This is a genomic window from Gordonia sp. w5E2, assembly GCF_036540975.1.
GTDB classification, from domain to species: domain Bacteria; phylum Actinomycetota; class Actinomycetes; order Mycobacteriales; family Mycobacteriaceae; genus Gordonia; species Gordonia jacobaea.
In genome coordinates, this window is record NZ_CP144213.1 from 5,012,648 (window position 1) to 5,036,645 (window position 23,998).

The 23,998-nt window shown below is 66.5% G+C and carries 23 protein-coding genes; 13 read left to right on the forward strand and 10 right to left on the reverse strand.

Going from position 1 to position 23,998, the window contains the following annotated elements; translation table 11 throughout:
- Window positions 1-296: 296 nt before the first annotated feature.
- Window positions 297-515 carry a membrane protein gene (locus RND64_RS22755; RefSeq protein ID WP_049699233.1) on the reverse strand — a complete coding sequence of 73 codons (219 nt, stop codon included), beginning with the start codon at window positions 513-515 and terminating at the stop codon, window positions 297-299.
- Between the two features lie 59 nt (window positions 516-574).
- On the opposite strand from RND64_RS22755, the gene RND64_RS22760 reads away from it, so the two are divergent.
- Complete coding sequence (locus RND64_RS22760; protein ID WP_331436316.1) at window positions 575-1,033, forward strand: MarR family winged helix-turn-helix transcriptional regulator; 459 nt, start codon at window positions 575-577, stop codon at window positions 1,031-1,033.
- Window positions 1,034-1,120: 87 nt separating this feature from the next.
- Window positions 1,121-2,395, forward strand: a complete 1,275-nt coding sequence (locus RND64_RS22765; protein ID WP_331436317.1) for an MFS transporter — start codon at window positions 1,121-1,123, stop codon at window positions 2,393-2,395.
- 112 nt (window positions 2,396-2,507) lie between these two features.
- Here the strand turns inward: RND64_RS22765 and ggh are convergent, their stop codons facing one another.
- Window positions 2,508-3,848 (reverse strand): glucosylglycerate hydrolase, encoded by a 1,341-nt coding sequence (gene ggh / locus RND64_RS22770; protein ID WP_049699465.1) that lies wholly within the window; start codon window positions 3,846-3,848, stop codon window positions 2,508-2,510.
- A 75-nt stretch (window positions 3,849-3,923) separates the two neighbouring features.
- On the opposite strand from ggh, the gene RND64_RS22775 reads away from it, so the two are divergent.
- Entirely contained in the window at window positions 3,924-4,601 is a 678-nt protein-coding gene (locus RND64_RS22775) for an SDR family oxidoreductase (RefSeq protein WP_331436318.1), read from the forward strand.
- A gap of 248 nt (window positions 4,602-4,849) precedes the next feature.
- Here the strand turns inward: RND64_RS22775 and RND64_RS22780 are convergent, their stop codons facing one another.
- The 3 genes from RND64_RS22780 to RND64_RS22790 form a co-directional block, all read right to left on the reverse strand.
- Window positions 4,850-5,245: a nuclear transport factor 2 family protein gene (locus RND64_RS22780; RefSeq protein WP_049699230.1), complete on the reverse strand. Its 396-nt coding sequence runs from the start codon at window positions 5,243-5,245 to the stop codon at window positions 4,850-4,852.
- Window positions 5,246-5,291: 46 nt separating this feature from the next.
- Window positions 5,292-6,464, reverse strand: a complete 1,173-nt coding sequence (locus RND64_RS22785) for a thiolase family protein (protein ID WP_049699463.1) — start codon at window positions 6,462-6,464, stop codon at window positions 5,292-5,294.
- Window positions 6,465-6,546: 82 nt separating this feature from the next.
- Window positions 6,547-7,971, reverse strand: a complete 1,425-nt coding sequence (locus tag RND64_RS22790) for an MFS transporter (RefSeq protein WP_049699229.1) — start codon at window positions 7,969-7,971, stop codon at window positions 6,547-6,549.
- 55 nt (window positions 7,972-8,026) lie between these two features.
- Here RND64_RS22790 and RND64_RS22795 point away from each other — a divergent pair, with 55 nt between their 5' ends.
- The 5 genes from RND64_RS22795 to RND64_RS22815 all read left to right on the forward strand — a co-directional run bounded on the left by RND64_RS22795 (window position 8,027) and on the right by RND64_RS22815 (window position 13,140).
- The gene (locus tag RND64_RS22795) at window positions 8,027-8,491 is read left to right on the forward strand and encodes a winged helix-turn-helix transcriptional regulator (protein ID WP_049699228.1); all 465 of its coding nucleotides are present in this window, start codon (window positions 8,027-8,029) and stop codon (window positions 8,489-8,491) included.
- Between the two features lie 212 nt (window positions 8,492-8,703).
- Window positions 8,704-9,417, forward strand: coding sequence for a DUF4129 domain-containing protein (locus tag RND64_RS22800; RefSeq protein WP_049699227.1), 714 nt, complete (start codon window positions 8,704-8,706; stop codon window positions 9,415-9,417).
- An 8-nt stretch (window positions 9,418-9,425) separates the two neighbouring features.
- Window positions 9,426-10,784 (forward strand): DUF4350 domain-containing protein, encoded by a 1,359-nt coding sequence (locus RND64_RS22805; protein ID WP_235434363.1) that lies wholly within the window; start codon window positions 9,426-9,428, stop codon window positions 10,782-10,784.
- Entirely contained in the window at window positions 10,781-11,842 is a 1,062-nt protein-coding gene (locus tag RND64_RS22810) for an AAA family ATPase (RefSeq protein ID WP_270486463.1), read from the forward strand. Before RND64_RS22805 ends, RND64_RS22810 begins: the two co-directional genes overlap by 4 nt.
- The gene (locus RND64_RS22815) at window positions 11,842-13,140 is read left to right on the forward strand and encodes a DUF58 domain-containing protein (protein WP_049699225.1); all 1,299 of its coding nucleotides are present in this window, start codon (window positions 11,842-11,844) and stop codon (window positions 13,138-13,140) included. The genes RND64_RS22810 and RND64_RS22815 overlap by 1 nt, the downstream gene beginning before the upstream one ends.
- 24 nt (window positions 13,141-13,164) lie before the next feature.
- Here the strand turns inward: RND64_RS22815 and RND64_RS22820 are convergent, their stop codons facing one another.
- Window positions 13,165-14,157: a stage II sporulation protein M gene (locus tag RND64_RS22820; RefSeq protein ID WP_049699224.1), complete on the reverse strand. Its 993-nt coding sequence runs from the start codon at window positions 14,155-14,157 to the stop codon at window positions 13,165-13,167.
- Between the two features lie 147 nt (window positions 14,158-14,304).
- Here RND64_RS22820 and RND64_RS22825 point away from each other — a divergent pair, with 147 nt between their 5' ends.
- A complete protein-coding gene (locus tag RND64_RS22825; RefSeq protein WP_231894302.1) occupies window positions 14,305-15,132 on the forward strand; it encodes an RDD family protein in 828 nt (275 codons plus the stop codon).
- 93 nt (window positions 15,133-15,225) lie between these two features.
- On the opposite strand, the gene RND64_RS22830 is transcribed toward RND64_RS22825, so the two are convergent.
- Window positions 15,226-16,425 (reverse strand): acyl-CoA dehydrogenase family protein, encoded by a 1,200-nt coding sequence (locus RND64_RS22830; protein ID WP_049699223.1) that lies wholly within the window; start codon window positions 16,423-16,425, stop codon window positions 15,226-15,228.
- 126 nt (window positions 16,426-16,551) lie between these two features.
- Between RND64_RS22830 and RND64_RS22835 the strand changes: the two genes are divergently transcribed.
- Complete coding sequence (locus tag RND64_RS22835; RefSeq protein ID WP_049699222.1) at window positions 16,552-16,884, forward strand: TfoX/Sxy family protein; 333 nt, start codon at window positions 16,552-16,554, stop codon at window positions 16,882-16,884.
- Window positions 16,885-16,980: 96 nt separating this feature from the next.
- Window positions 16,981-17,592 (forward strand): hypothetical protein, encoded by a 612-nt coding sequence (locus tag RND64_RS22840; protein ID WP_049699221.1) that lies wholly within the window; start codon window positions 16,981-16,983, stop codon window positions 17,590-17,592.
- A gap of 8 nt (window positions 17,593-17,600) precedes the next feature.
- Here the strand turns inward: RND64_RS22840 and RND64_RS22845 are convergent, their stop codons facing one another.
- Together RND64_RS22845 and leuS are read right to left on the reverse strand one after the other, a co-directional pair.
- The gene (locus tag RND64_RS22845; protein WP_049699220.1) at window positions 17,601-18,425 is read right to left on the reverse strand and encodes an adenylate/guanylate cyclase domain-containing protein; all 825 of its coding nucleotides are present in this window, start codon (window positions 18,423-18,425) and stop codon (window positions 17,601-17,603) included.
- Between the two features lie 292 nt (window positions 18,426-18,717).
- Window positions 18,718-21,639, reverse strand: a complete 2,922-nt coding sequence (leuS, locus tag RND64_RS22850; RefSeq protein WP_414651991.1) for a leucine--tRNA ligase — start codon at window positions 21,637-21,639, stop codon at window positions 18,718-18,720.
- An 88-nt stretch (window positions 21,640-21,727) separates the two neighbouring features.
- Here leuS and RND64_RS22855 point away from each other — a divergent pair, with 88 nt between their 5' ends.
- Both RND64_RS22855 and RND64_RS22860 read left to right on the forward strand, forming a co-directional pair.
- The gene (locus tag RND64_RS22855) at window positions 21,728-22,276 is read left to right on the forward strand and encodes an SdpI family protein (protein ID WP_049699218.1); all 549 of its coding nucleotides are present in this window, start codon (window positions 21,728-21,730) and stop codon (window positions 22,274-22,276) included.
- A gap of 3 nt (window positions 22,277-22,279) precedes the next feature.
- Complete coding sequence (locus tag RND64_RS22860; RefSeq protein ID WP_064865747.1) at window positions 22,280-23,266, forward strand: bile acid:sodium symporter family protein; 987 nt, start codon at window positions 22,280-22,282, stop codon at window positions 23,264-23,266.
- Here the strand turns inward: RND64_RS22860 and RND64_RS22865 are convergent.
- Complete coding sequence (locus tag RND64_RS22865; RefSeq protein ID WP_331436319.1) at window positions 23,150-23,950, reverse strand: DedA family protein; 801 nt, start codon at window positions 23,948-23,950, stop codon at window positions 23,150-23,152. The two genes, RND64_RS22860 and RND64_RS22865, sit on opposite strands and share 117 nt — an antisense overlap.
- Window positions 23,951-23,998: the final 48 nt, after the last annotated feature.

A 23,998-nucleotide genomic window follows, 5' to 3' on the forward strand; every position in this document is an offset into this window, starting at 1 on the left:
GCCGCTGCGCGCGCGCGCCGCAGTCCGCAGAAAGTTGCAGCCCATGGGCCGCTCGCACGTACCGGTACGTGCGGAGGCCCCGAGGGGTGCGGTTTTCTGCGGCCCGTCGGTGCAGGCCGCGCTGCGTTGCTGCGGGCGCCCCGGTGACTGCGCGCCACGCTTCTGCGGGCCGGTTGCCCGCAGTCCGCAGAAAGTTGCAGCCCATGGGCCGCTCGCATGTACCGGTACGTGCGGATGACCTGAGGGGTGCGGTTTTCTGCGAGCGCTCGGATACGGCGCCCGGTTACTGCGCGCCCCTACGCCGACTTCCGCCCGAAGCCCAGGTACGCGATCGGGCCGATGTAGTTGATGAAACTCGCTGCGGCCCAGGCCTTCTTGGGGCCGCGGACCTGCTCGGCGGGGCGCTTCTTGAGGTCGCGTAGGGCGTAGCCCTGCAGGGCGAACTGTGCGACGGCGGCGACGCTGATCAGTGCGCGCTTCGCAGGGGTGAGCTTCTTCTTCGTGTCACGAGTCACAGCGACACACTACCGTTTGGCCTTTTATTTCATAAGCCTAAGTATTAGAGTTACTAAACGTGACCGAGAACAGTGCAGACATCGCCCGAGCGCTTCGCCCCTCCGTGACGCGGCTCTACCTGGCGTTGCGTCGGCACACCCCGATTCCCGAGTACACAGCTGCTCAGGCGTCGGCGCTGGCCACGATCGTCGACCACGAGCCGATGCGGATGGGCGAACTCGCCGAGCGCGAGTCCATCCGGATGCCAACGGCAACAGCCTTGGTCGACGGCCTGTGCAAGAGCGGACTGGTGGTTCGCTCGCCCGATCCCGATGACCGACGCGCCGTGCTGGTGCGACTCACCGACCACGGGCACGAGGTTCTCGAGCGGGTTCGCGGGCAACGCGAGGACGCGCTTGCCGCGGCACTCGAACGACTTTCCGACGACGACCGAGCGCGGCTCGCCGCTGCGGCACCCGCATTTCGAGCACTGCACGCAGAGCTCGAGGGGACGCCGTCCCCGACACCGGCGAAGTAAAAGCAGCGGCGAAGTAGCAGTCCCCAAAGGCTGCCGCCCCAAAGACTTTAGTAAGCAACAACTTTCGACAATGAACACGAGGTAGATGTGACAACCACGACGGAGAAGCCGACGCAGTCGGCGCCAGAGGAGCACTCCCATTCACTGATCGAGACCTTCAAGGGTCAGCCCCGAGCCGTGTGGGTGACCGCGTTCGCTGCGGTCATCGCCTTCATGGGCATCGGCCTCGTCGACCCGATCCTGAATACGATCCGCGAGGAGTTGAACGCGCCGCCGTCGAAGCTGACGCTGCTCTTCGCCGTCTACCTCGGTGTGCAGGTGATCGCCATGCTGATCACCGGTTGGGCCGCGTTCCGCTACGGACCCAAGCGCACGCTGACGGTCGGCCTCGCGCTGATCGTCATCGCAGCGGGCGTCTCGACGTTCGCGGGCAACATCGACCACCTCATCGCGATGCGCGTGCTCTGGGGTCTCGGCAACGCGCTGTTCATGGCGACGGCGCTGGCGTTCATCGTCGGCGCGGCCAAGGGCGGTCAGCACGGCGCGATCCTGCTGTACGAGGCCGCGCTCGGCGTCGGCCTGGCCGTTGGTCCGCTGCTCGGAGCACTGCTCGGAGCGTGGACGTGGCGTGCACCGTTCGCGGGTACCGCCGTCCTCATGCTGATCGGTGCTGTGCTGTGTGCGTTCATGCTGCCGGCCGACGGTCCGCGCTCCGAACGTGTCGCGGTCAGCATTGTCGACCCCCTCAAGGCGCTGCGTAACCGCACCCTGCTGCTGACGTCGATCGGCTCTGCGTTCTACACCGGTGCACTGTTCACCGTCATCGCGTATGCCCCACTTGCCATGGGACTCAAGCCGATTCCGGCAGGCATGGTGTTCTTCGGTTGGGGTCTGTTGACCGCACTCTCGGGTGTCTTCGTCGGGCCGCGGCTCGCCGAGTGGATCGGACAGCGCGGCGGCGTGATGACCGCGATCGTCGGCTACGGCGTCGTCATGGCGCTCGCAGCGGTCGGTGTCGCCACCGACCAGGTGTGGCTGACCGGACTCGCGATCGTGCTCTCGGGTCTCCCGTCGGGCATCCTCAACACGCTGTTCACCGGCGTCGCTATGTCGTCGGCTGATCCCAACAAGCCGCGCTCGGTTGCCAGTGCGGGCTACAGCTTCCTGCGTTGGATGGGCGGCGCGGCGTCGGCCGTGTTGGTCGCCTACCTCGCGGAGTGGTTCGCACCGGCGGCCCCGTTCTGGTTCGCAGTCGGCTACTGTGCCGTCGCCGTGATCGCGGTCGGGTTCGTGCAGTCGAAGAAGGCGGAGTCGCACCACGTCGACGAGGACGCCGCGCTGGTCGGTGCGGAAGAGTTCTAAGTCTCGCCTGATACGAAAGTTGTTGCCCCGCGGTCCACTCCGGACCGCGGGGCAACCTTTTGACCTATGGCACGTCGACTCATGCGGAGCGTCGACCTGTACGGAGCCGCCGTCAGTCGAGCCAGTCGAGCACCGACGCCGCGGTCCAGCTCTGCTGCATGCTGCCGAGCGCCTCGCCGGTGAAGGGCTCGTAGTACTCGGCGAACGCGCCGTCGGTTGCCTGCCGTAGGCCCTCTTCACGGAGTCGGGCGGAGCGTTCGGTCCACCCGCGGCGTGCAAATGCCCAGCTGAACAGCCACGTCATCACGGGCCAGACCGGGCCGCGCCAATACTCGCGTGGGCGGAAGTCGGCCGAGATCGGCGACGTCGACGGCGGGACGCTGAACCTCAGGTCGGGGTGTCCGCAGAAGCGCGGGCCGTCGAAGAGTCGTAGGAGTGCTCGTTCCCGATCACGGGACAGCCCCCCGCACAGCAGTGGCGCGAACACCGCGATGGTCTCGGAGTTGATCCACTGCCCCGCGCGCAGATCGAAATCACGCGCGGCACCGTTGCGGTCGTTCGCGGCGGCCACCACGCCGGCCTTGAACCGATCCGACCACGCCCGCAGGTCTCGCACGTCAGCGCGCGGCTTGGAGTAGTCCTCTCCGATCGTCGCGAGAACATCGCACGCGACGGCGAAGATCGCACTGACGAAGACGTCCTCGACCATGAAACTCATGACCTTGGGCAGGACCTCATCGTCGTAGTGCGCTCGCTTCATCTCTTCGACGAGCCAGATGTAGCGGTCGTATTCGAGATCGGTCGGGCGCATCGAGAGGTCGGTGACGTGCTCGAGGTCGGCGCGGGTGTAGGGCGGCAGATCCTCGCCGGGGACGACACGCGAGTACGGACCGTCCCAGCGCGGGGAGTTGTCCATTCCCGATTCCCAGCCGTGGTAGATCGTGACGCGACCGCGCCCGAGCGGATCGCGCGCGTGGGCGAGCCAACGATGCCAGCGCATCAGCGCGCCCCACCGGCGGTCGATGAATTCGTTCGCGACGGCCCGCGTCGAACGGCCGTGTCGTCGTGAGTGATCAAGGATGCGCTGCACCGCGATCGCGTGCACCGGCGGCTGCGTGATGCCAGACGTCTCCGGATAATCGGGGGCGGCGTCGGCCAGGCGCGAGCACTCCCATCGACCAGGGCCGGGGAAATACCCGTCACGCCCGTTGGCGAAAACGATGTGCGGAATCATGCCGTTCGACCACTGCGCCGAGAGCAATGTGTCCATCTCGATGACGGCACGCTCGACGCTCAGCGGTGCGAGACCGACCGTCACGAACGCCGCGTCCCAGCTCCACATGTGCGGGTAGAGGCGGGGTGCCGCGCTGGTCATCGTGCCCAGATCGTTTCCGCGGAGCAGATACGCGGCTCGTGCCGACAACTGCGTTGGGGTGAATCCATACCTGGCCACGCGTTGATTCTGCACTGCCTCGACTGTCCTCGCCGCTCGAGGTCGTCGGTCGTGACCGCCGGTACGGTTGGACGCGTGCCAACCGCATTGATCACCGGAGCAAGCCGCGGACTCGGCGAGCAGATCGCCCGACAACTCGCACCGACCCACACGTTGATTCTCGGCGGCAGACCGTCGACAGCACTCGACGCGCTCGCCGCGGAGCTGGGTGCCACGACATTCGCCGTCGAACTCACCGACCACGATTCGGTTGCCGCAGCCGCGGAGTCGATACCGTCGCTCGACGTACTGGTCCATAGCGCGGGAGTCGGTTCGACGCTGCGCACCGTCGCCGAGACACCCGCCGACGAATGGCGGCACGTGCTCGAGGTGAATCTCGTTGCCGCGGCCGAGGTGACGCGTGTGCTGCTCCCCGCGCTGCGGGCGGCGCGGGGTCACGTCGTGTTCATCAACTCGGGCGCGGGGATTCGCGCCAACCCCGGTTGGGGCGCGTACGCCGCGAGCAAGTTCGGGCTGCGCGCGCTGGCCGACGCCCTGCGCGGCGAGGAGACCGCGCTGCGCGTGACGTCGGTGTTCCCCGGGCGAATCGACACCGACATGCAGCGCGAGCTGGTCGCGATCGAGGGCGACGACTACGACGCGTCGAAGTTCCTGAAGCCCTCGACGGTCGCGGGCGCGGTGGTCGCCGCGATCCACACCCCCGCCGACGCGCACCCCACGGAGATCGTGCTGCGGCCAACGGGGCGTGGGTGATCTCGACAAGCTCCTTCCCGCTGGTCGAGCGGGCGCGAGCGCAGCGAGCACCCTGGTCGAGACCACTCCCCCGGGCGGGTGATCTCGACAAGCTCGATCAGCGGGAACAGCGTTCGATCAGCGGGGAGAACGCTCGATCGGCGGGGTCCCCACCGCTGGTCGAGCGGGCGCGAGCGCAGCGAGCACCCTGGTCGAGACCACTCTCCGCCGCGAGTGATCTCGACAAGCTCGATCAGCGGAGAGGCCCCCTATAGCTGCTTGAGGTCGCTCGGCTCCCAGACGGCGCGCATCGAGGAGATCTTGCCGTCGGCGTCGAAGACCATGATGTCGATCGGAGTGATCTCGAACCGCATGTCGGACGTGCCGGTGACGAGCGTGAACTCGAAGACCGCGGTGTCGCCCGCGATCTTCTTCCAGTTCAGGGTGGCGACGTGCTCGTCCATGCCGGTGATGATCGAGTAGAACTCGACGAGCTGCTCGCGGGTGTTGCGGATGTCGGCGCCGATCGGGTCCTCGACGGTCGCGTCTGCGGCGAAGAGATCCGCGATCTGCTCGGCGGTGCCGTTGGTGAGCAGATCGATGTACGCACCTACAGCGGCGTCGATCTTGCTCGACAGCTCGGTCTGTTCTTGTTCGACGGTCATACTTTGTCTCCAAATCTAGAACGTGTTCTACTTTGGAGACAAAGTATCAGTCGAGGCGCTCGTAGATGGTGGCGTTCGCGATTCCGCCCGCCTCGCACATGGTCTGCAGCACGAAGCGCCCGCCTCGCTGTTCGAGCGCGTTGATGGCGGTCGCGGCGATACGTGCACCGCTCGCGCCGAGCGGATGCCCGATCGCGATCGCGCCACCGTTGACGTTCACGCGGTCCAGGTCGACGTCGAGTTCCTTTGCCCAGGCGAGCACCACGGACGCGAACGCTTCGTTGACCTCGAACAGGTCGATGTCGTCGAGGCTCAGTCCCGCGCGGGCCAGCACCTTGCGGGTCGCGGGGATGATCGCGGTGAGCATGAGTAGCGGGTCGTCGCCGACCACGGCGAACGAGTGCACGCGCGCCCGAGGTCGCAGTCCGAGCTGACGCGCCCGCTCCTCGTTCATCACCAGGACCGCTGCCGACCCGTCGTTGATCTGGCTCGCGTTGGCCGCTGTCACGTTCCAGCCGATCTGCGGGAATCGTTGCGCGATCGCCTCGTCGTAGTAGGCGGGACGAAGGCCTGCGAGTGTGTCGAGCGTCGAGCCGACGCGGATCCCCTCGTCTGTGGTCAGCCCCGCAAGCGGGACGATCTCGTTGTCGAAGAGTCCGTTCTTGGTCGCTGCTGCAGCCAATTCGTGTGAGCGCAGGGCGAACTCGTCCATCTCGGTGCGCGAGATACCCCACTTGGCCGCGATCAGCTCCGCCGAGATACCCTGCCCGACAAGTCCTTCGGGGTAGCGTTCGTCGAATGCCACGCCGTTGAGGTCGTTGGTGCCGAAGGCCGCCGACCCCATCGGTACCCTCGACATCGATTCGACGCCTGCACCGACCACGACGTCGTAGGCGCCCGCGATGACTCCCTGCGCCGCGAACGCGATCGCCTGTTGCCCACTGCCGCACTGTCTGTCGAGCGAGACGCCGGGCACCGATTCCGGGTAGCCGGCCGCCAATAGCCCGCGACGCGCGATGTTGAGGCTCTGTTCACCGACCTGCGTGACAACGCCGGTGATCACATCGTCGATGTCGGCAGGATCGATTGCATTGCGTGACAGTAGTTCCCGCAGCGGGTGAGCCAGGAGATCAACCGGGTGTACGTCGTGCAGAGCGCCCGTCGACTTGCCCTTGCCGACCGGAGTACGCACCGCGTCGACGATGACTGCTGTGTTCATGACCTTCATACCTTTCGTGGGGGTGAATCATGCTGTGCCCGAATATGTTCGAGCAGAGTGTTCCTGCGATCGCAAGACCGGATCAACCGATGTTCGACGCCGCGACCGCACGAGCCTGACCGGACGTACGGCGCACAAGCGGGCCGAGCGCGAGAATCGTTGCGCCTGCGGCGAATGCCGCGCAGACCCACCAGGTTCCCGTCGTCACTCCCGCTCCGAGCATGGCGACGAGCGCACTGGTGCCGATCGTCGTACCCAGTTGTCGCGACATCGTGATCACCGCGCTGCCGCGGCCGGCGATTGCGGCGTCGAGTCCGCTTGTGGCGGTGGCGATCAACGCCGGAATGACCAGCCCGACGCCGAATCCGCCGAGGAGCCAGCCGGGCAGGAAACCGGCGGCGTAGTTGGGATCGGACGCGTCGGTGCTGATTCCGATCAGCACCATTCCGATGGCCCACAGGCCCGCTCCCGCGGCGGCGAGCAACCACGGTGAGACCGTGCGCGCCATTCGGGAGACCAGCACCGCCGCCACAGGCACCATCAGCGGGCCGGGCGCGACTGCCAGGCCGCTGCGGATCACCGAATAGCCCCAGCCCTTCTGCAGCAACAGGATTCCGTCGAGCAGGCCGGCGGCGAAAGCGATGCTGAACAGGAGCATCGCTGCCGTTCCGAACGAGAACTCAGGGCGCGAGAACAACCTTGTGGGGATCAGCGGGTCGTCGGATCGCCGATCGATGAAGACGAAAGCCACACCCAGGATCACGGCAGCGACGAGCACGGCGATCGCGCGCGCTGAACCCCAACCCCACTCGTCGCCCTGCACCAGGTAGAGGACGCCGAGCGCGCTCGAGGCCGCGAGTAGCACGGCGCCGGTGAGCATTCCGACCGAGACAGCAGCGCCGAGGCGTTGTTGCTTCTGCACACCGGAGTCTCGTCCGAAGACCCGGACCGCCGCGATCACGAACGCGATGCCGATCGGCACGTTGATCAGAAATGCTGCACGCCAGGAGATTTCGACGAGAATACCGCCGACGACCGGTCCGAGCGCCGCCGCCATCCCCGACGTCGCGGCCCAGATGCGCACCGCACCCGCCCGACGCTCCGGTGGCACCGACGTCACCAGCAGCGCCCGGCTCGCGGGTGTGAGTGCTGCCGCGCCGACGGCCTGCAGCACTCGCGCGGCGATGAGAACACCGAGTGTCGGTGCGCATGCCGCGAGGGCGCTTGCCGCTGTGAACACGACGACTCCACCGATGAAGCCGCGGCGGTTGCCCAGCCTGTCGCTCGCGGCTCCCAGCGGGATGAGAAGTGCGGCGTAGACGATCGCGTAGGCCGAGAGCGTCCAACTGACCGCGGTGAGCTGTGCGCCACCGAAGTCCTTGGCGATGTCGTCGAATGCCACGTTGACGACGAAGAGGTCGAGTGCGACCAGGAACGGCGCGCCGCACGCGACCGCGAGAAGAGCGCCGGCGCTGTGCCGCCGTTCGCTCTGGCTTTTGTTTTCCATAGTCAGACTGTTTACCCTCTGACTATGACATCGTCAAGTCAGCTAGACTGTGGGTATGGAGTTACGTGGACCTCTGGCCGAAAGGGACAACTGGACGGCGAATCGATGCTCGATCGACAAGGCCATGGGCGTGATCGGCACCCGATCCGCGATGCTCATCCTGCGTGAAGCGTTCTACGGGGCAACACGATTCGACGAGTTCGCGCGCCGCGTCGGGATCACCGACGCCGTCGCGTCGGCTCGACTGCGGGAGCTCACCGAGGCAGGGCTGTTCGAGAAGGTCCCCTACCGCGAGCCCGGCCAGCGCGTCCGCAACGAGTACCGCCTCACCGAGCAGGGCCGCGGGCTACTGCCGGTGATCGTCGCGCTCATGCAGTGGGGCGACCGGTATCTGCAGCCCAGCGGGGCCCCGCTCGACCTGACCGACACCGATGGCGAGCCCATTCATGCCGCTGTCGTCGGACCCGACGGCACCGAACTCGGACCCGACGACATCGCACTCGCACTCCATCGCAAGTAGCGATCACCCACGACCTCGCCCTTCATCTGAGAAACCGACAATCTGGGCCGTGCCGTCGGCGGTTTGATAAGTTCGCCCTCGCAACGGACGGCTACGGATGGCCGCTGTTGAGAGCTCAGCGCGGGAACCGGCCGGGGGCCACGAACAGCACGGGATGAGGGGGTCGCGATGGACGCACGCTCCCTGAAACCGCCCGTGCGGGGATTCGCGCCGTGAGCGTGCTGCTGCTGGCCGACGGCCTGCATCCCGACAACGACACTGCCCGACGCTGGGCCGACGACGAACTGTCGAAGCCGGAGTATCACGAGCAGGCCACCACGCCCACGCAGCCGCCTGAGCACAGCCGAAACTTCTTCTCCAGCATCTACGACTTCTTGACCGGCGGACCAGCTCCGGACACGACGCTCATCGTGACCATCGTCGTCGTGGTGTTGGTGCTCATAGCACTCGTGGCTTTCGCGATCTTCTTCGTGCGACGCACCCCGCGGGCGCGGCGCACCGAAACGTCGGCTCCCCTCGACGACCTGACACTCAAGTCCGGCGAATACCGTTCGGCCGCAGAGGAACTCCTCGATAGGGGCGATCCTGACGGTTGCGTGCGCGAAGCGATGCGCGCACTCGCCCGACGGGGCATCGAACGCGGGTTCATCGTCGCGGCACCGTCGTTGACCGCTCGCGAGGCGTCGCGTCGACTCGGCATCGCCTTCGACGACAAGCGCGGCCAACTCCGTTGGGCCGCTGATCTTTTCGACGCCGTCGAGTACGGCTACCGACACGCCGACCACGCGCAGGCGCAGGCCATGCTCGAGCTGGAACGCGCGCTCCGCAGGGGCCGCGCGCGGTCTGACACGGACCACGATTACGTGGCTGGCGAGAACATGACCAGCGGTGGCATGACGAACGACGATGTGGCGGCCGGCCGGTGAGCGCACCCATGAGCGCGCCGCCCACGGCTCCCGAGGGTCGGTCCGGCCCAGCTCCGTCGCTTCCGCGAAATCGACGTCGAACGTGGTTGATTGTCCTCGGAGTCGTGGTTGCTGTACTGATCGTCGTGCTCGTCGCCGCCCTCGCGCTGGGCGGCGCGCCGTCGTCGAAGCCGAAGCCGCAGACACCGAGCAACTCGGTGGCGGGCGATCCCGACAACCTCGGGCCGACGGGTGCTCGTGCCGTCACGAAGGTGATCAGCGATCACGGTGTCGACGTCACCGTGGCGCGGGGGCTCGACGAACTCCGCGATCGCACGACGCCGGGCGCCGACGATACCGTCGTCTTGAGCGGCTCCGGCGCTCTCACCGCGGCCAACGCGTCGTACCTCCTCGACAAGTTCCGCGACGTCAAGCGCGTGGTGTTGGTCTCCCCGACCGACAACGCGCTGGCGGCGCTGGGGCTGCCGGTGACCGTTGCACTGGTCGCGCAAAACCGATCAACGGCAGCGTGCTCGCTCATCGGGATCGCCCCCGACGACGTCATCTCGTCACAGGGCATCGGCGTTGGTTCGTACTCGTCGGCCGCCAGGTACACGCCGACGCAGCCGGCGGCATCCTGCTTTCCCGACGACACCGACACCGGTTCAGATGTGGTCGATCGGCCGGGACAGATGGTCGTGGTACCCGCGACGACCTCGCACCCCGAGATCGTCGTGACGGACGGCGACTTCTGGCACAACGCAAACCTCGGCGAGGACGACAATGCGGGCGTTGCCCTCCGCGTGCTCGCCTCCTCCGGTCGCCTCATCTGGTTCATTCCGAGCTTTGGCGATCGACCACCTGAACCGGGTGAGCCCGACTCCGACCCGCGTTCTCAGATTCCGCGTTGGATCGGCCCCGGTTTCCTGCTGGCAGCGTTCGCTGTCTTCGCGCTGATGCTGTGGCGTGGACGACGATTCGGACCCATGGTCACCGAGCCGCTACCCGCCGTCGTCAAGGCGATCGAGACCACGCAGGCCCGTGGACGGCTCTACCATCGCGCCGGAGCCGATAGTCGTGCCGCGGCGATCCTGCGCATCCGCACCATCTCGCGCATCGCGGGGTACCTCGGACTCCACTACGACCCAGTGCACGCCCTCGACGCGCTCGACGCCTCCGACGAACGCGATGACTCGGGCGTGTGGGCACCGGACGGTTCCGACTCGTCTGTCGCCGCGATCATCAGCGTGGCGGCAGCGACGACGCACCGAGACGCCCGCGACGTCGCACGACTCCTGACCGGCCGGTTGCCCGAGGGCGACGATGCGCTGGTCGTCTTCACCACTGAATTGACCGCTCTAGAGAAGGAAGTCCGGGGCACACCATGACCGCACCCTCAACTCCACCACACTCGGCACCGTCCGCACCGCCGCGGCCCGCATCGTATCCGCCTGTGGCGGGCGGCAACACGGCTTCGCCAGGCGCAGATGAATTCTCGACGTCGGCGCGTGCCCGCCTGAATGCGGTACGTGCCGAGGTCGGCAAAGCCGTTGTGGGACAGGATACTGCGGTCTCCGGGATGCTGATCGCGCTGCTGTGTCGCGGTCACATCCTGCTCGAAGGCGTTCCGGGAGTGGCCAAGACGCTGTTGGTGCGGTCTGTCGCTGCTGCCCTCGACGTCGACACCACGCGCGTGCAGTTCACCCCCGACCTGATGCCAGGCGACGTTACCGGATCACTGATCTTCGACGCCGCGGCGTCGGAGTTCAGTTTCCGGGAGGGTCCGGTGTTCACCAATCTGCTTCTCGCGGACGAGATCAACCGAACGCCACCCAAGACGCAGGCGTCGCTGCTCGAAGCGATGGAAGAAGCGCAGGTATCCGTCGACGGGGTGCCGCGCGCCCTGCCCGAGCCGTTCCTCGTCGCGGCGACACAGAACCCCATCGAATATGAGGGCACCTATCCGCTTCCGGAGGCGCAGCTCGACCGATTCCTGCTGAAGGTCACCCTGCCGATCCCACCGCGCGACGATGAGATCACGGTGTTGGCAAGGCACGCAGCGGGATTCGATCCACACGATCTGGCTGCTGCCGGTCTGCGACCGGTCGCCTCGGGCTCCGATGTGATCGCGGGCGCCGCGGCGGTGCGACGGGTGGCTGTGGCACCGCAGATCGCCGCCTACATCGTAGATATCGCCCGCGCGACCAGGATGTCGCCGTCGCTCTCGCTCGGGGTCAGCCCGCGCGGTGCCACCGCACTCCTCGGCACGAGTCGCGCGTGGGCGTGGCTGAGCGGACGTGACTTCGTCACACCCGACGACGTGCAGATGATGGCGCAAGCGACTCTTGCGCACCGCCTTTCGCTGCGTCCGGAGGCCGAGCTCGAGGGAGTCTCGGTCGGCGCGGTGCTGGCTGCGGCGATCGGTTCCGTTCCCGTCCCACGCTGATGGTCATCACCGGCCGCTTCTTCGCGCTCGTCCTCGCGGGGGCCATTCCGACGGTGTTGTTCCCGCACTACTGGGTGGTGTTGGCCTGGGTCGCGGTATGCGTCGCGCTACTGCTGATCGACCTCGCCGTCGTCGGAAACCCCACGCGCACTCTCGAATTGCGTCGAGTGCCGTGCGGTCCGGTTCAGCTCGGCCAATCCACCCAGACGACGCTGCTGGTGCGCAACTTGTCCGGTAGTCGTTTCCGTGGTGTGATCCGCGACGCATGGCAGCCGTCCGCAGGTGCGGACCCGACGACACCACGGCCGGTATATCTTGGCCCACAGCAATCAGAGTCGATGACGACGACTCTCACCCCCACCCGCCGCGGTGACCGACTGGCCGTCGGCGTGACAGTTCGACGACTCAGTCCGCTCGGACTCTGCGCCCGGCAGCGCACCGTGGTCGTTCCGGGCTTCGTACGTGCGCTGCCCGTCTTCACCGCGCGCAAGCATTTGCCCTCGCGGCTGGCGTACCTGCGGCAGCTAGACGGCCGGTCAGCTGTGCGCACCCGGGGACAGGGCACCGAATTCGACTCCCTGCGTGACTATGTCGAAGGCGACGACGTACGCAGCATCGACTGGCGTGCCACCGCTCGACGTCGCTCCGTCGTCGTCCGCACCTGGCAACCGGAGAAGGACCGGCACATCGTGATCGTGCTCGACACGTCGCGGACGTCGGCCGGTCGTGTCGGTGACGCGCCGCGACTCGACGCCGCGATGGATGCCGCGCTGCTGCTGGCGTCGCTGGCTTCGCACGCGGGCGATCGGGTCGACTTCATCGCGGGCGATCGCATCGTGCACCGCCGGGTCATCGGAGCGCCACGCACAACGTTGCTGAGCGACCTCGTGACCGCGATGGCGCCGCTCGAACCCGCTCTGGTGGAGGCAGATTGGCCGATGCTGTGCACCGAGGTGAGCAAGGTGTCGCGTCAGCGAGCACTCGTGGTGTTGCTGACGCCGCTCGAACCAGCCGCGGTCGAGGAGTCGCTGCTGCCGCCGCTCGCCGCACTCGCACAGCACTACCAGGTCGTCATCGGATCGGTATCCGACCCGATGCTCGACGAGATGGCCGAACGTCGCGACGACGTCCGCGAGATCTACGACGCCGCTGCGGCGGTGCGCACGCTGACGTTGCGGGGCCGCACGGCGTCGGGGTTGCGCCGCCTCGGCGTTGACGTCATGGATGCAGCGCCCGACAAGCTTCCCGCAGCGCTCGCCGACCACTACCTACTGCTGAAGTCGCGCGGAATGCTTTGAGCAGCTTGACTCCCCGAGCATCTGTCAGGCGACGGGGAGGCTGTACCCGCGGTCGATCTCGTCGAGATCGCCTGTGGCACCGCGATCGTGGGCGCGACGTCCGAGCACCAGCGCGTACAAGAGGAACCCGACCCACACGGTGACGCCGATACCGATGCGCGCCCACGTCGGGAGACCCGATGGGGTCACGAACGCTTCGATGGCTCCGCAGATGAGCAGCAGCACAACCAATCCGATACCGATGGCGATGGCGGTACGTCCGGCCTCGGCAAGCGAATCCGAGCGCTTGCGGTCGCCGGGCGCGACCCAGGACCAGAAGATGCGCAGCCCGACCCCCGCCGCCACGAACAGACACGTGAGTTCGAGTAGCCCGTGCGGGGTGATGAGACCGAAGAAGAGGTCGGCCCGACCGTGGTTGATCATGATCGAACCCGTCACCGCGAGGTTGAGAATATTCTGGTAAAGCATCCAGATCACCGGGAATCCGAAGACCCCGAAGGCGATGCACAGCAACGCAAGTCGGAAGTTGTTTGTCCAGACCTCGAACGCGAACGACGACGCGGCGTTCTCGGAGTAGTAGTTCTCGAAGTCGTCGTTGACGAGGTGCTCGATCTGCTCCCGCGACCCGAACGTGTGCTCCATGGTCGGGTGGTCGAGGAGCCACCAGCCGATGCCGACGGCGAACGCGATCGAGACGACCAACACCGTCAGCCACCACCGCCGAGTGCTGTAGAGCGCAGCGGGCAGAGTCGTCGTGACGTACCGCACCAGTTGGTCCCACGTGGTCACGGTCGACCCGAGTGCGTGCCCACGCGCGCGTGCCAGCAGCGTCGACAAGTAAGCGATTACCGCACGGTCTGGCGCCGACGATCGGATCACCGAAAGGTGCGTGGCCGTGCGTTGATAGGCGTCGAGGATCTCGTCGGATTCGGCGCCGGTGAGGCGTCGTTTGCGTGAGAGTTCGTCGAGTCTCTGCCACGTCGGTGACTTCGCTCGTACGTAGGCGTCGAGATCCACATCGGTAGCCTAGCCAGACCACGGGCACGGCTGTACCCCTGTCGGGAGGGATCATTCGCGTAGCCCACGAGACGCTACGTTCGCGCCACCGCAGCCGCTACGGTAGTGCGTATGTACCCGGGGCCGAACATGCATGTAGGGCCGACCATGTACGCGGGACCAATCACGTACACGGGCGGGACGGTCGGGCTCGGCCGCAACGACCTCGTCTCGGGTGAGGCAGTCGCACTGGACCTTCCGCCGGCGTCGCTCGGTCGGCGGATCGTGTCGGGAGTGATCGACGTCGCGATCGCTCTCGTCGTACTCATCGCGTTGATCTGGGTGTCGGCGAAGGTCGGCGTGAGCCTGCGCGACGGCGCTGTGCTGGCGGGTGCGTTTGCACTCTCGTCGGTGCTGGCGTTGATCGTCCTGCCGACGGCGGTGGAGACGCTCAGTCGTGGAAAGTCGTTGGGGCATTGGGCGCTCGGCTTGCGCACGGTGCGCGACGACGCCGGGCCGATCGGTTTCCGACACGCGTTCACGCGGTCTCTCGTCGGCGTCGTCGAGATCTTCGTATTCTTCGGTGTGCCCGCGATTGTGTGTGCTGCCATCAGCCGCAAGGACAAGCGCGTCGGCGATCTCGTCGCAGGCACCTACGTGATCCGCGACCGGCGTTCGCTGGAGGTCGCAGGCACCGCGGTCATGCCGCCATACCTCGCAGAGTGGGCGCGCACCGCCGACATCGGGGTTCTGACCGACCACCAGGCCATGCTGATCCGCGGCTTCCTCCATCAAGCGCCGTCGATACGCGACGACGTCCTACGTGCCGCTCTCGCAAGGCAGTTGGTGCAGACGCTCGCGCCGTACATCTCACCAGCGCCACCTGCCGGGGCCGACGACGTGGACGTGCTCAATGCCGTTGCGGCCCAACGCCGACACCGCGAGTGGCTCCGCCTACAGCGCGACGAGGAACTTCGACGCCGCGTGCTCCGCTGAGCACCCGGCGTCGACTGGGTGCTGTATCCGGCCGACTGTGCGCCTTATCCCGTCGACTGTGCGCCTTATCCCGTCGAGTGGGTATCGCGACCGCTACTTCAGCTCGCTGCTCGACTTGCCGAGCACGCGTCGCGCGATGATCAGTTGCTGGATCTGCTGTGTGCCCTCGAAGATGTCGAGGATCTTCGAGTCGCGAGCCCACTTCTCGAGCAGCCCGACCTCGGAATAGCCTGCGGTGCCACCGATCTCGACTGCCTTGTTGGTCAGTTCGGTGACCATGCGGCCCGCCTTGGCCTTCGACATCGACGCCTCGGTCGAGTTCGGCTGCTTGTTATCGGCCATCCACGCGGCGCGGATCGCAAGCAACCACGAAGCTTCCCAATCGGATTCGAGGCGAATGAAGTCGTGGACAGCTGCTGCCTGATTGGCGGCGGGCTTGTCGTAGTCGATGACGTGTCCGGCGCCCTCGAGGGTTGCGCGCAGTTCCTCGAGTGCCGCACGACCGAGGCCGACGGCCATCGCCGCGACGAGCGGACGCGTGTTGTCGAAGGTCTGCATGACACCCGCGAACGCTTTCTTGGTGTCGACTTCCGTTGAGCCGAGCAGGTTTTCGGCGGGCACACGGGCGTTCTCGAAGCGCAGCACCGCGGTGTCGGACGCCTTGATGCCGAGCTTGTGCTCGAGGCGGACGACCGACACACCCTCGGTGTCCATCGGTACGACGAAGCTCTTGATCGCGGCACGGCCGGCACTCTTGTCGACGGTCGCCCACACGACGACGTGATCGGCGCGCGACCCCGCGGTCACAAAGATCTTCTCGCCGTTGATGACGTACTCGTCGCCGTCGAGTGTCGCGGTGGTGCTGACGGCGGCCGAGTCGGAGCCGAAGCTCGGCTCGGTGATCGCCATCGACGCCCAGACGTCCTTGAACTTCTCGAGCTGCTCAGGGTTGGCCACCGCGGCGATCGCGGCGTTACCCAGACCCTGATACGGAATCGACAGCATGAGCGCGACGTCGCCCCAACCCATTTCGACGCCGTGCAGCACCGCACGCATGTTGCCGCCGTTGACGACGTCCGACTTCTTCGCCGACGACTTGTCCGCGGCGTCGGACTCGCGTCCCTTGCGGGCGGCTTCGCGAGCGAGTTTGCCGAGCTCGTCGAGCTCCTGGGGGTAGGTGTGCTCGGCCTTGTCGTACGTGCGCGAGATGGGCCGGAAGATGTGCTCGGCGGCGAGATGCGCCTGCTCGGTCACCGGGGCGAGCTTCTGCGGGAGCTCGAGGTTGATTGCCATGCCGGTATCTTACTGCGCGGTAAGATAGATTTCCAGCCCTCCCCCCAGGTGCTTTCCGCTCCTGCGGGGCGTCGTCCGTCAGCCGTAACCGACCCGTGCAGCTCGGAGCCCGTTTACGCTGGCCACATGGCCTACGACGACGATCTCGCCTACCGCATCCGCGAGCTGCTGTCGGGTGAGAGTGGCGTCGCCGAGAAGTCGATGTTCGGCGGCCTCGCGTTCTTGGTCGACGGCAACATGGCCGTTGCGGCGAGCGGGCAAGGTGGACTGCTGGTGCGCGTGCCGCCCGACGAGACCGACGCCTACCTGGCCAAAGCGCACACCGCCCCGATGGTCATGTCGGGTCGGGAGACGCGTGGCTGGTTACGGGTCTCGACTGACGGCATCCGCACCAAGCGTCAGCTCGAGAAATGGGTCGGCGTGGGCGTCGGCTATGCGCGATCGTTGCCGCCGAAGTGAGTGACTCGACGTAGCTCGCGAAAGGCATGGCTCCCGAAATCCTGTCTCCCGAAATTCTGTTGGCTGTAGCGTCGTCGAATGCCATTGTGAAACCCCATGACTGTCCGACGATTCGACGACGCCTCGGTGGCCGACTGGCTGATGGCCGACGGGCGAGACTGGCCCCGAGCGGTGACCCGCGGGCCCCGCGGCTTTGATGCGTATGCACGTCTGTTGCACATACCCGACCCCGCATTTCCGGGGCAACGTGAGACCGACGTCGAATCAGTCTCGGGACCAGGCGATTTGTGGCAGATCGCCGTCGCAGTCGAGGATCTGCGTCCGCATACCACCACACCCGATGAGATCTATTACCTGATCTGGGCCGGGTGTGGTTATCCAGAACTGCTGAGTGATGGCGTGCCCATCGTCGAAATCCGCGACGAGCTGGGAGCATCCATGCGTGACTACCATCTGTTCGTCGGCGACACCGACATGCTGGGTTGGCTGCCGCCCGAACCCGAGCCAACGCCGCGACACGGACACTCGATTCTGCCCGCGCCCGCATTCGTCTGGCCTGCCGATAGAGCGTGGTGCTTCACCGAAGACATCGATCCGCACTTCGCGACGATCGGTGCATCGGCAGCGGCCATCGCGGATCTTCTCCGGGATACACGTATCGACACGGTCGCCGACGACCCGGACGTCTCGCCGCCGTTCTATCGCTGACGGCCTACTCACTCATCGAGAAGCGGCACGACAGCGAATACTTCGAGGTCGCGCGGTGTGCCCTTCGCCTTGAAACGTCTCTTGCGGCTGAGCAATTGGAGCCCGTCCGCGGACTGCAGCGCATCGCTGGTGGCCAGTACCTCGCCGGTTCCGGCGGCATCGGCGACGCGGGCCGCGATGTTCACGTCGACACCGAGGTAGTCGCCACCGACCTGCCGCGGAGTTCCGGTGTGCACTCCGGCGCGCAGCTGCGCGCGGTAGTCGTCGTGCGTGATCGCGCTGACGGCTCCGCACAGTTCGAACGCGGCGAGGATCGCGTCGGCCGCGTCGGGGAACACCGCCATCACGCCATCGCCGAGCGACTTCACGATTCGGCCGCGATGAGCGCCGACGATGTCGCTGCTCACCCGATTGACCTCACCGATCAGCGACAGCACGCTGTCGTCACCTGCGCGTAGGGCCCACGACGAGAATCCGACGAGGTCGGTGAACAGGACCGTCACGTCGCCGTTCGCGGTGGCGGTCGACGACCTGCGATCGACGAGCGCCTGCCACACCTTCACGACGCTGAGTGCGAGCTCGCGCGACGCGCTGGGCGACCGATCGCTCCCGGTCAGCAGCTTCTCCATGCGATCGGAGAGGCGCGTCGGACGTGAGAGGTCGAGTTCGGGGACCGTCTCGGGCGTCAGCTTTCGCGGAAGCTGCGCAGCACGGATCAGCGAGGGCGTCCGGTCGGCGCGCGTGAGGAACTCGCCAACACGCGCCGGACCCGACGGCACGGGCTTGTCGTCAGGCGGCGTCGAGCCGGGAGTGGTGTCATCGTCGGACGTCACGAGTCAGATCGTAGCGACAAGCTCGACCAGCGGAAACGGGCACGAGGGCGCGGCGGGTGGTCTCGACAAGCTCGACCAGCGGGGGCAGCGCTCGACCAGCGGGGGCAGCTCGACCAGCGCGGGGTGGCGCCCGACCAGCGCGGGGTGGTCTCGACAAGCTCGACCAGCGAGTGGGTAGCTCGACCAGCGGGCGGGGGTCTCGACCATTCGGCGGGTGGTCTCGACAGGCTCGACCAGCGAGTGGGCGCTCGACCAGCGGGCGTAGCGCTCGACGAGCGAACCCCGCGGCCCGCTACGGGACGATGTTCACCATTCGGCCGGGCACGACGATCACCTTGCGCGGCGGCTGGCCGTCGAGGATCGCGAGGATCTTCTCGTCGTCGAGTGCTGCGGCGCGGATCGTCTCCTCGTCGGCGTCGGCGGGCACCGTGATGCGGCTGCGGACCTTGCCCTTGACCTGGATCGGGATCTCGACGGTGTCGTCGACAAGGTAGCGCTCGTCGGCGACCGGGAACGGTCCGCGCACCAGCAGTTCGTCGTGGCCCAGCCGCGACCACAGCTCCTCGGAGATGTGCGGCGCGAGTGGCGCGAGCATCAGGACGAGCTGTTCGACGGTGCTGCGCGGCGCGCCGTCGGGGAACTGCTTGGTCAGATGACTGGTCAGTTTGATCAGCGCGGCGACGGCGATGTTGTCGCGCAGGCCGTTGTAATCCTCACGGACCTCCGCGATTGTCTTGTGCAGCAGGCGAAGTGTCTCGTCGTCGGGTTCGATGTCGGCGACGCGGACGGCACCGGACTCCTCGTCGACGACCAGGCGCCATGCGCGCTGCAGGAATCGCTGCAGTCCCACAACGTCTTTCGTTGCCCACGGACGCGACTGATCGAGTGGGCCCATGTACATCTCGTAGAGCCGCAACGTATCTGCGCCGTACTCGGCGGCGATGTCGTCGGGAGTCACCGAGTTCTTCAGCGACTTGCCCATCTTGCCGTACTCCTGCGTGACCTTCTCACCGTTGTAGACGAACTCGCCGTCGACCTCGGTGACCTCTTCGGCAGGCACGTAGATGCCGCGTGAATCGGTGTAGGCGTACGCCTGGATCATGCCCTGGTTGAACAACTTTCGATACGGCTCACTGCTGGTGACGTAGCCGAGGTCGAAGAGCACCTTGTGCCAGAAGCGCGAATACAGCAGGTGCAGAACGGCGTGCTCAACGCCGCCGATGTAGAGGTCGAGTCCGCCCGGATCACTGAGACCGTGCAGCTCCGGCCGCGGACCCATCCAGTACGCCTCGTTCTCCCTGGCGCAGAACTCTTCTTCGTTGGTCGGGTCGATGTAGCGCAGTTGATACCAGGAGCTTCCGGCCCACTGCGGCATGACATTTGCGTCACGCCGATACTTCTTCGGACCGTCGCCGAGATCGAGTTCGACGTGGATCCAGTCCGATGCCTTCTCCAGCGGCGGACTCGGCTCACTGTCGGCGTCGTCGGGGTCGAAGGCGACGGGCGCGTAGTCCTCGACCTCCGGAAGCTCAACGGGCAGCATCGATTCGGGCAGTGCGTGCGCGCGGCCCTCCTCGTCGTAGACGATCGGGAACGGCTCGCCCCAGTAGCGCTGACGGGCGAAGAGCCAATCGCGCAGTTTGTACTGCACGGTGCCCTGTCCGGTGCCCTGCTCTTCGAGCCATTCGATGATCGCGGTCTTCGCGTCATCGACGTTCTTGCCGTCGAGGAAGCCCGAGTTCACCAGCGGACCGTCGCCGACGTATGCCTCCTCAGAGATGCCTGCCTCGGAGCCGATGACCTCGACGATGGGCAGTCCGAAGACCGTCGCGAACTCGTAGTCGCGTGAGTCGTGTGCGGGGACCGCCATGATCGCGCCGGTGCCGTAGCCCATCAGCACGTAGTCGGCGACGAAGACCGGAACCTGTTGTCCGTTAACCGGATTCGTCGCGAACGACCCGGTGAAGACGCCGGTCTTCTCCTTGTTCTCCTGCCGCTCGAGATCAGACTTCGCCGCGATCGACGCGCGATAGTTCTTGATCGCCTCGGCGGGCGTCGACGCGCCGTTGGTCCACCGCTCATCGATCGCCGCGCCCTCGGCAACCGATGGCCATGCGGCGGCAGTGAGCGGGTCGACCAGCGGATGTTCGGGGGCAAGCACCACGTAGGTGGCGCCGAAGAGGGTGTCGGGTCGCGTGGTGAAGACGTCGACGGTCACCTCGCCATCGGCCTGTGCCGGCACACCCGGTACGGGGAACTGCACCTGGGCACCGCGCGAACGCCCAATCCAATTGCGCTGCATGGTCTTGACCTTCTCGGGCCAATCCAGCACCTCGAGGTCGTCGAGCAGGCGGTCGGAGTACGCAGTGATGCGCATCATCCACTGCCGCAGGTGCTTGCGGAACACCGGGAAGTTCCCGCGGTCGCTTCGGCCATCGGCGGTGACCTCTTCGTTTGCCAGCACGGTACCGAGGCCCGGTGCCCAGTTGACGAGTGAATCACTCAGGTAGACAAGACGATACGAGTCGACGACGTCGGACTTCTCGGAGGCCGACAGATCTGCCCACACCCGACCGTCGTCGAGAGTGCGTGCACCGCTGTCGAATTCGGCGATCAGCTCGTCGATGCGACGCGCCTTGCCGGCCTCGTCGTCGTACCAGGCGTTGTAGATCTGCAGGAAGATCCACTGTGTCCAGCGGTAGAACGAGACGTCGGTGGTGGCGACTCGACGTCGCTCGTCGTGCCCGAGGCCGAGGCGTCGGATCTGGCCGAGGTAGCGCTCGATGTTGGCCTCGGTCGTCGTGCGGGGGTGCGTACCGGTCTGCACGGCGTACTGCTCTGCCGGTAGACCGAAGGAGTCGAAGCCCATGGTGTGCAGCACGTTGGCGCCCGACATGCGCTGGAACCGCGCGAACACGTCGCTGGCGATGAAGCCGAGCGGATGTCCGACATGCAGGCCCGCGCCGGACGGGTACGGGAACATGTCCTGGACGAAGAGCTTGTCGGAGGCGTCGGGGCCGCTGCCGTCGAAGGCACTCATGTCGCCGGCCAGCGGTCCGACCGGGTTGGGTGCCTCAAAAGCGTGGCGCTGAGTCCACTCGCGCTGCCAGCGCTCCTCGATCTCGCCCGCGAGTCGGGCGGTGTAACGGTGCCCCGGAGTCGCGGAAGCTGGGTCGGTGCTCGCCTGATCGGCGGCGCCCTCAGAGGTGGAGATGTCGGCGGTGCTCACCTCACCAGGGTAAATCGTGGCTTCACCTGCCCTGAAATCGACGTCGGATGGGCGGGAAAAGTATGGTGGTCGGGTGAGTGTGGTGTCGATCGTCGTCTCGGTATGCGTCTTTGTGCTGGCCCTGGTGTGGCTGGTGGTCGGAGTGGCGGGCCTGATCGGCCGACTCCCGCGCAACCGATACTTCGGAGTCCGCACCGATTCGACGATGGCCTCGGCCGAGGTGTTCACGCTGGCCAACCGCATCGCGGCCCCCGGAACACTGGGCGCGGCGCTCATCTTGTTCGCCGGTGGCGCGCTGACGCTCGCCGTCGACAGCGGCTGGTCGGTGGTGTTCGGACTAGTCGCGCTTGTTGCTGGTGTTCTGATCGTCGGCGCTGTGAGCGGTTACGCGGTGCGCGCGGCCGACGCCGTCGCCCCGGCTGATGATGCGGGCTGCAGTTGCTGCTCGTCGGATCACGGCAGCGTCGACGACGCACATGCCGCGGAACCTGAGCAGACCAGCGCGGCCGCCGACTGCGGCACCGATAGTTGCGCGTCGTGCACGCTGCGCGGCATGTGCAGCACTGACGATTCGTCGAGCGGTACGGCACCGGCACAGCCCGACCGCGCACCCATTCAATAGGACGTGCGCCGACTCCTCGCCCGGTCTCCGATCGACGGCTTCGTTCTGGCGATTCTCGCTGCGGTCGTCGTGGCCGCGTTCTTCCCGGCGCGCGGGACCTTTGCCGAGGTTCTCGACTGGGCGGTCACGATCGCCATCGGATTCCTGTTCTTCCTCTACGGCGCGCGCCTGCATCCGCGTGAAGCGCTCAACGGGCTGGCACATTGGCGGCTGCACCTGACGATTCTGGCGTTCACGTTCCTGGTGTTCCCACTCGTCGGCCTGGCTATACGGCCCCTCGTCGAACCGCTGATCGGTCACGACCTCTACACCGGCCTGCTGTACCTGACGCTGGTGCCGTCGACGGTGCAGTCGTCGATCGCGTTCACCTCGATCGCCCGCGGCAACGTCCCAGGGGCGATCGTGAGCGCCTCGGCGTCGAACCTCATCGGTGTTGTGTTGACTCCACTGCTGGTGGTGGCCCTGATGAGCGGTACGAATGGGGTGCACATCTCGGCGTCGTCGGTCATCCAGATCCTGCTGCAGATCTTGGTTCCGTTCATCGTTGGCCAGCTCTGCAGACCACTGGTCGCGCCGTTCCTCAAGCGATACGCCGAGCCGACCAAGTTCGTCGACCGAGCGTCGATCGTGCTCGTCGTCTACGCGGCATTCAGCGAGGGCGTCCGCAACGGGATCTGGTCGATCGTGAGTGCGTGGCAGGTGGTGGCGGTCGCGGTGATCGCTGCGGTGTTGGTCATCGTGATGCTCGCACTCACCTGGTGGAGCGCGCGGCGACTGGGATTCAGCCGCGCCGACGCCATCGCGATTCAGTTCTGCGGTACCAAGAAGAGCCTCGCCACCGGCTTACCGATGGCCACGGTGCTGTTCGGCGGCTCAGTCGTCGGGCTGATCGTGTTGCCGCTCATGATCTTTCACCAGATCCAGCTCATTCTCTGCTCCTGGTTGGCCACCCGCTACAGCCGCAGTCACGACGCCGTCGACGCCCGCTGACGCCCGCGCGGCGAGTCGACGCCGGATGAACACGACGAGCACATAGACAGCCGCGCAGCACACCAACCCGATCACGACGTAGAGCAGGATCGTCGCACCTAGGACTGCGCCTGCGAAGTACCCGGCGAGCAGCACGGCGGTCACCCAACTGACGGCCCCGACGATGTCGGCGAGGCCGAACCGCACGAACTGCATCCCGGTCATCCCCGCGACCCTCGGCATGAGCGTGCGGACGTAACCGACCCAGCGACTCGCGGCGACCATCAACATTCCGGATTGATTGAGCCGCGCGCGCGTCCGTTCCCATCGCTGTTCGCCGAACCGTCGCCCGAGGGGCGATTCCATCAGGCGCGGGCCGCCCACTCTTCCGAACCAGAATCCGACCGCATCGCCCGCGATCGCGCACACACAGGCCACCGTGATCAGAACGCCGAGGTTGGTATTGCCCACGCCTGCAGCCACGCCCGCCGCAAGGAGGAGTGCCTCGCTGGGCATGATCAGACCCGCGAAGATGACCGCGGTTTCCAGAAACACGACGCCGCCGGCGATCAGGTAGACCGCCCACACCGGAACCGACCTGATCAGGTCGATCAGCCAGTCGGCGAGTGAGTGCACCTGCCCGACGTTAGCCGCAGCTCCGACTCGACGACGCGGCGGCTTGGAGAACTCGGGGGCTGACTCCACGGTCGTCGAGGGTGCTGCGCGACGGCGATCCCGGCGGCCTGGCTCTGA

Bases quoted from the DNA above. Each gene is read 5' to 3' on its own strand.
- RND64_RS22840 (WP_049699221.1), top strand. From the start codon at position 16,981: ATGACTGTCCGACGATTCGACGACGCCTCGGTGGCCGACTGGCTGATG.
- RND64_RS22785 (WP_049699463.1), bottom strand. From the start codon at position 6,464: ATGAACACAGCAGTCATCGTCGACGCGGTGCGTACTCCGGTCGGCAAG.
- RND64_RS22780 (WP_049699230.1), bottom strand. From the start codon at position 5,245: ATGACCGTCGAACAAGAACAGACCGAGCTGTCGAGCAAGATCGACGCC.
- RND64_RS22810 (WP_270486463.1), top strand. From the start codon at position 10,781: ATGACCGCACCCTCAACTCCACCACACTCGGCACCGTCCGCACCGCCG.
- RND64_RS22825 (WP_231894302.1), top strand. From the start codon at position 14,305: ATGTACGCGGGACCAATCACGTACACGGGCGGGACGGTCGGGCTCGGC.
- RND64_RS22795 (WP_049699228.1), top strand. From the start codon at position 8,027: ATGGAGTTACGTGGACCTCTGGCCGAAAGGGACAACTGGACGGCGAAT.
- RND64_RS22805 (WP_235434363.1), top strand. From the start codon at position 9,426: ATGAGCGCGCCGCCCACGGCTCCCGAGGGTCGGTCCGGCCCAGCTCCG.
- RND64_RS22815 (WP_049699225.1), top strand. From the start codon at position 11,842: ATGGTCATCACCGGCCGCTTCTTCGCGCTCGTCCTCGCGGGGGCCATT.
- RND64_RS22830 (WP_049699223.1), bottom strand. From the start codon at position 16,425: ATGGCAATCAACCTCGAGCTCCCGCAGAAGCTCGCCCCGGTGACCGAG.
- RND64_RS22790 (WP_049699229.1), bottom strand. From the start codon at position 7,971: ATGGAAAACAAAAGCCAGAGCGAACGGCGGCACAGCGCCGGCGCTCTT.
- RND64_RS22835 (WP_049699222.1), top strand. From the start codon at position 16,552: ATGGCCTACGACGACGATCTCGCCTACCGCATCCGCGAGCTGCTGTCG.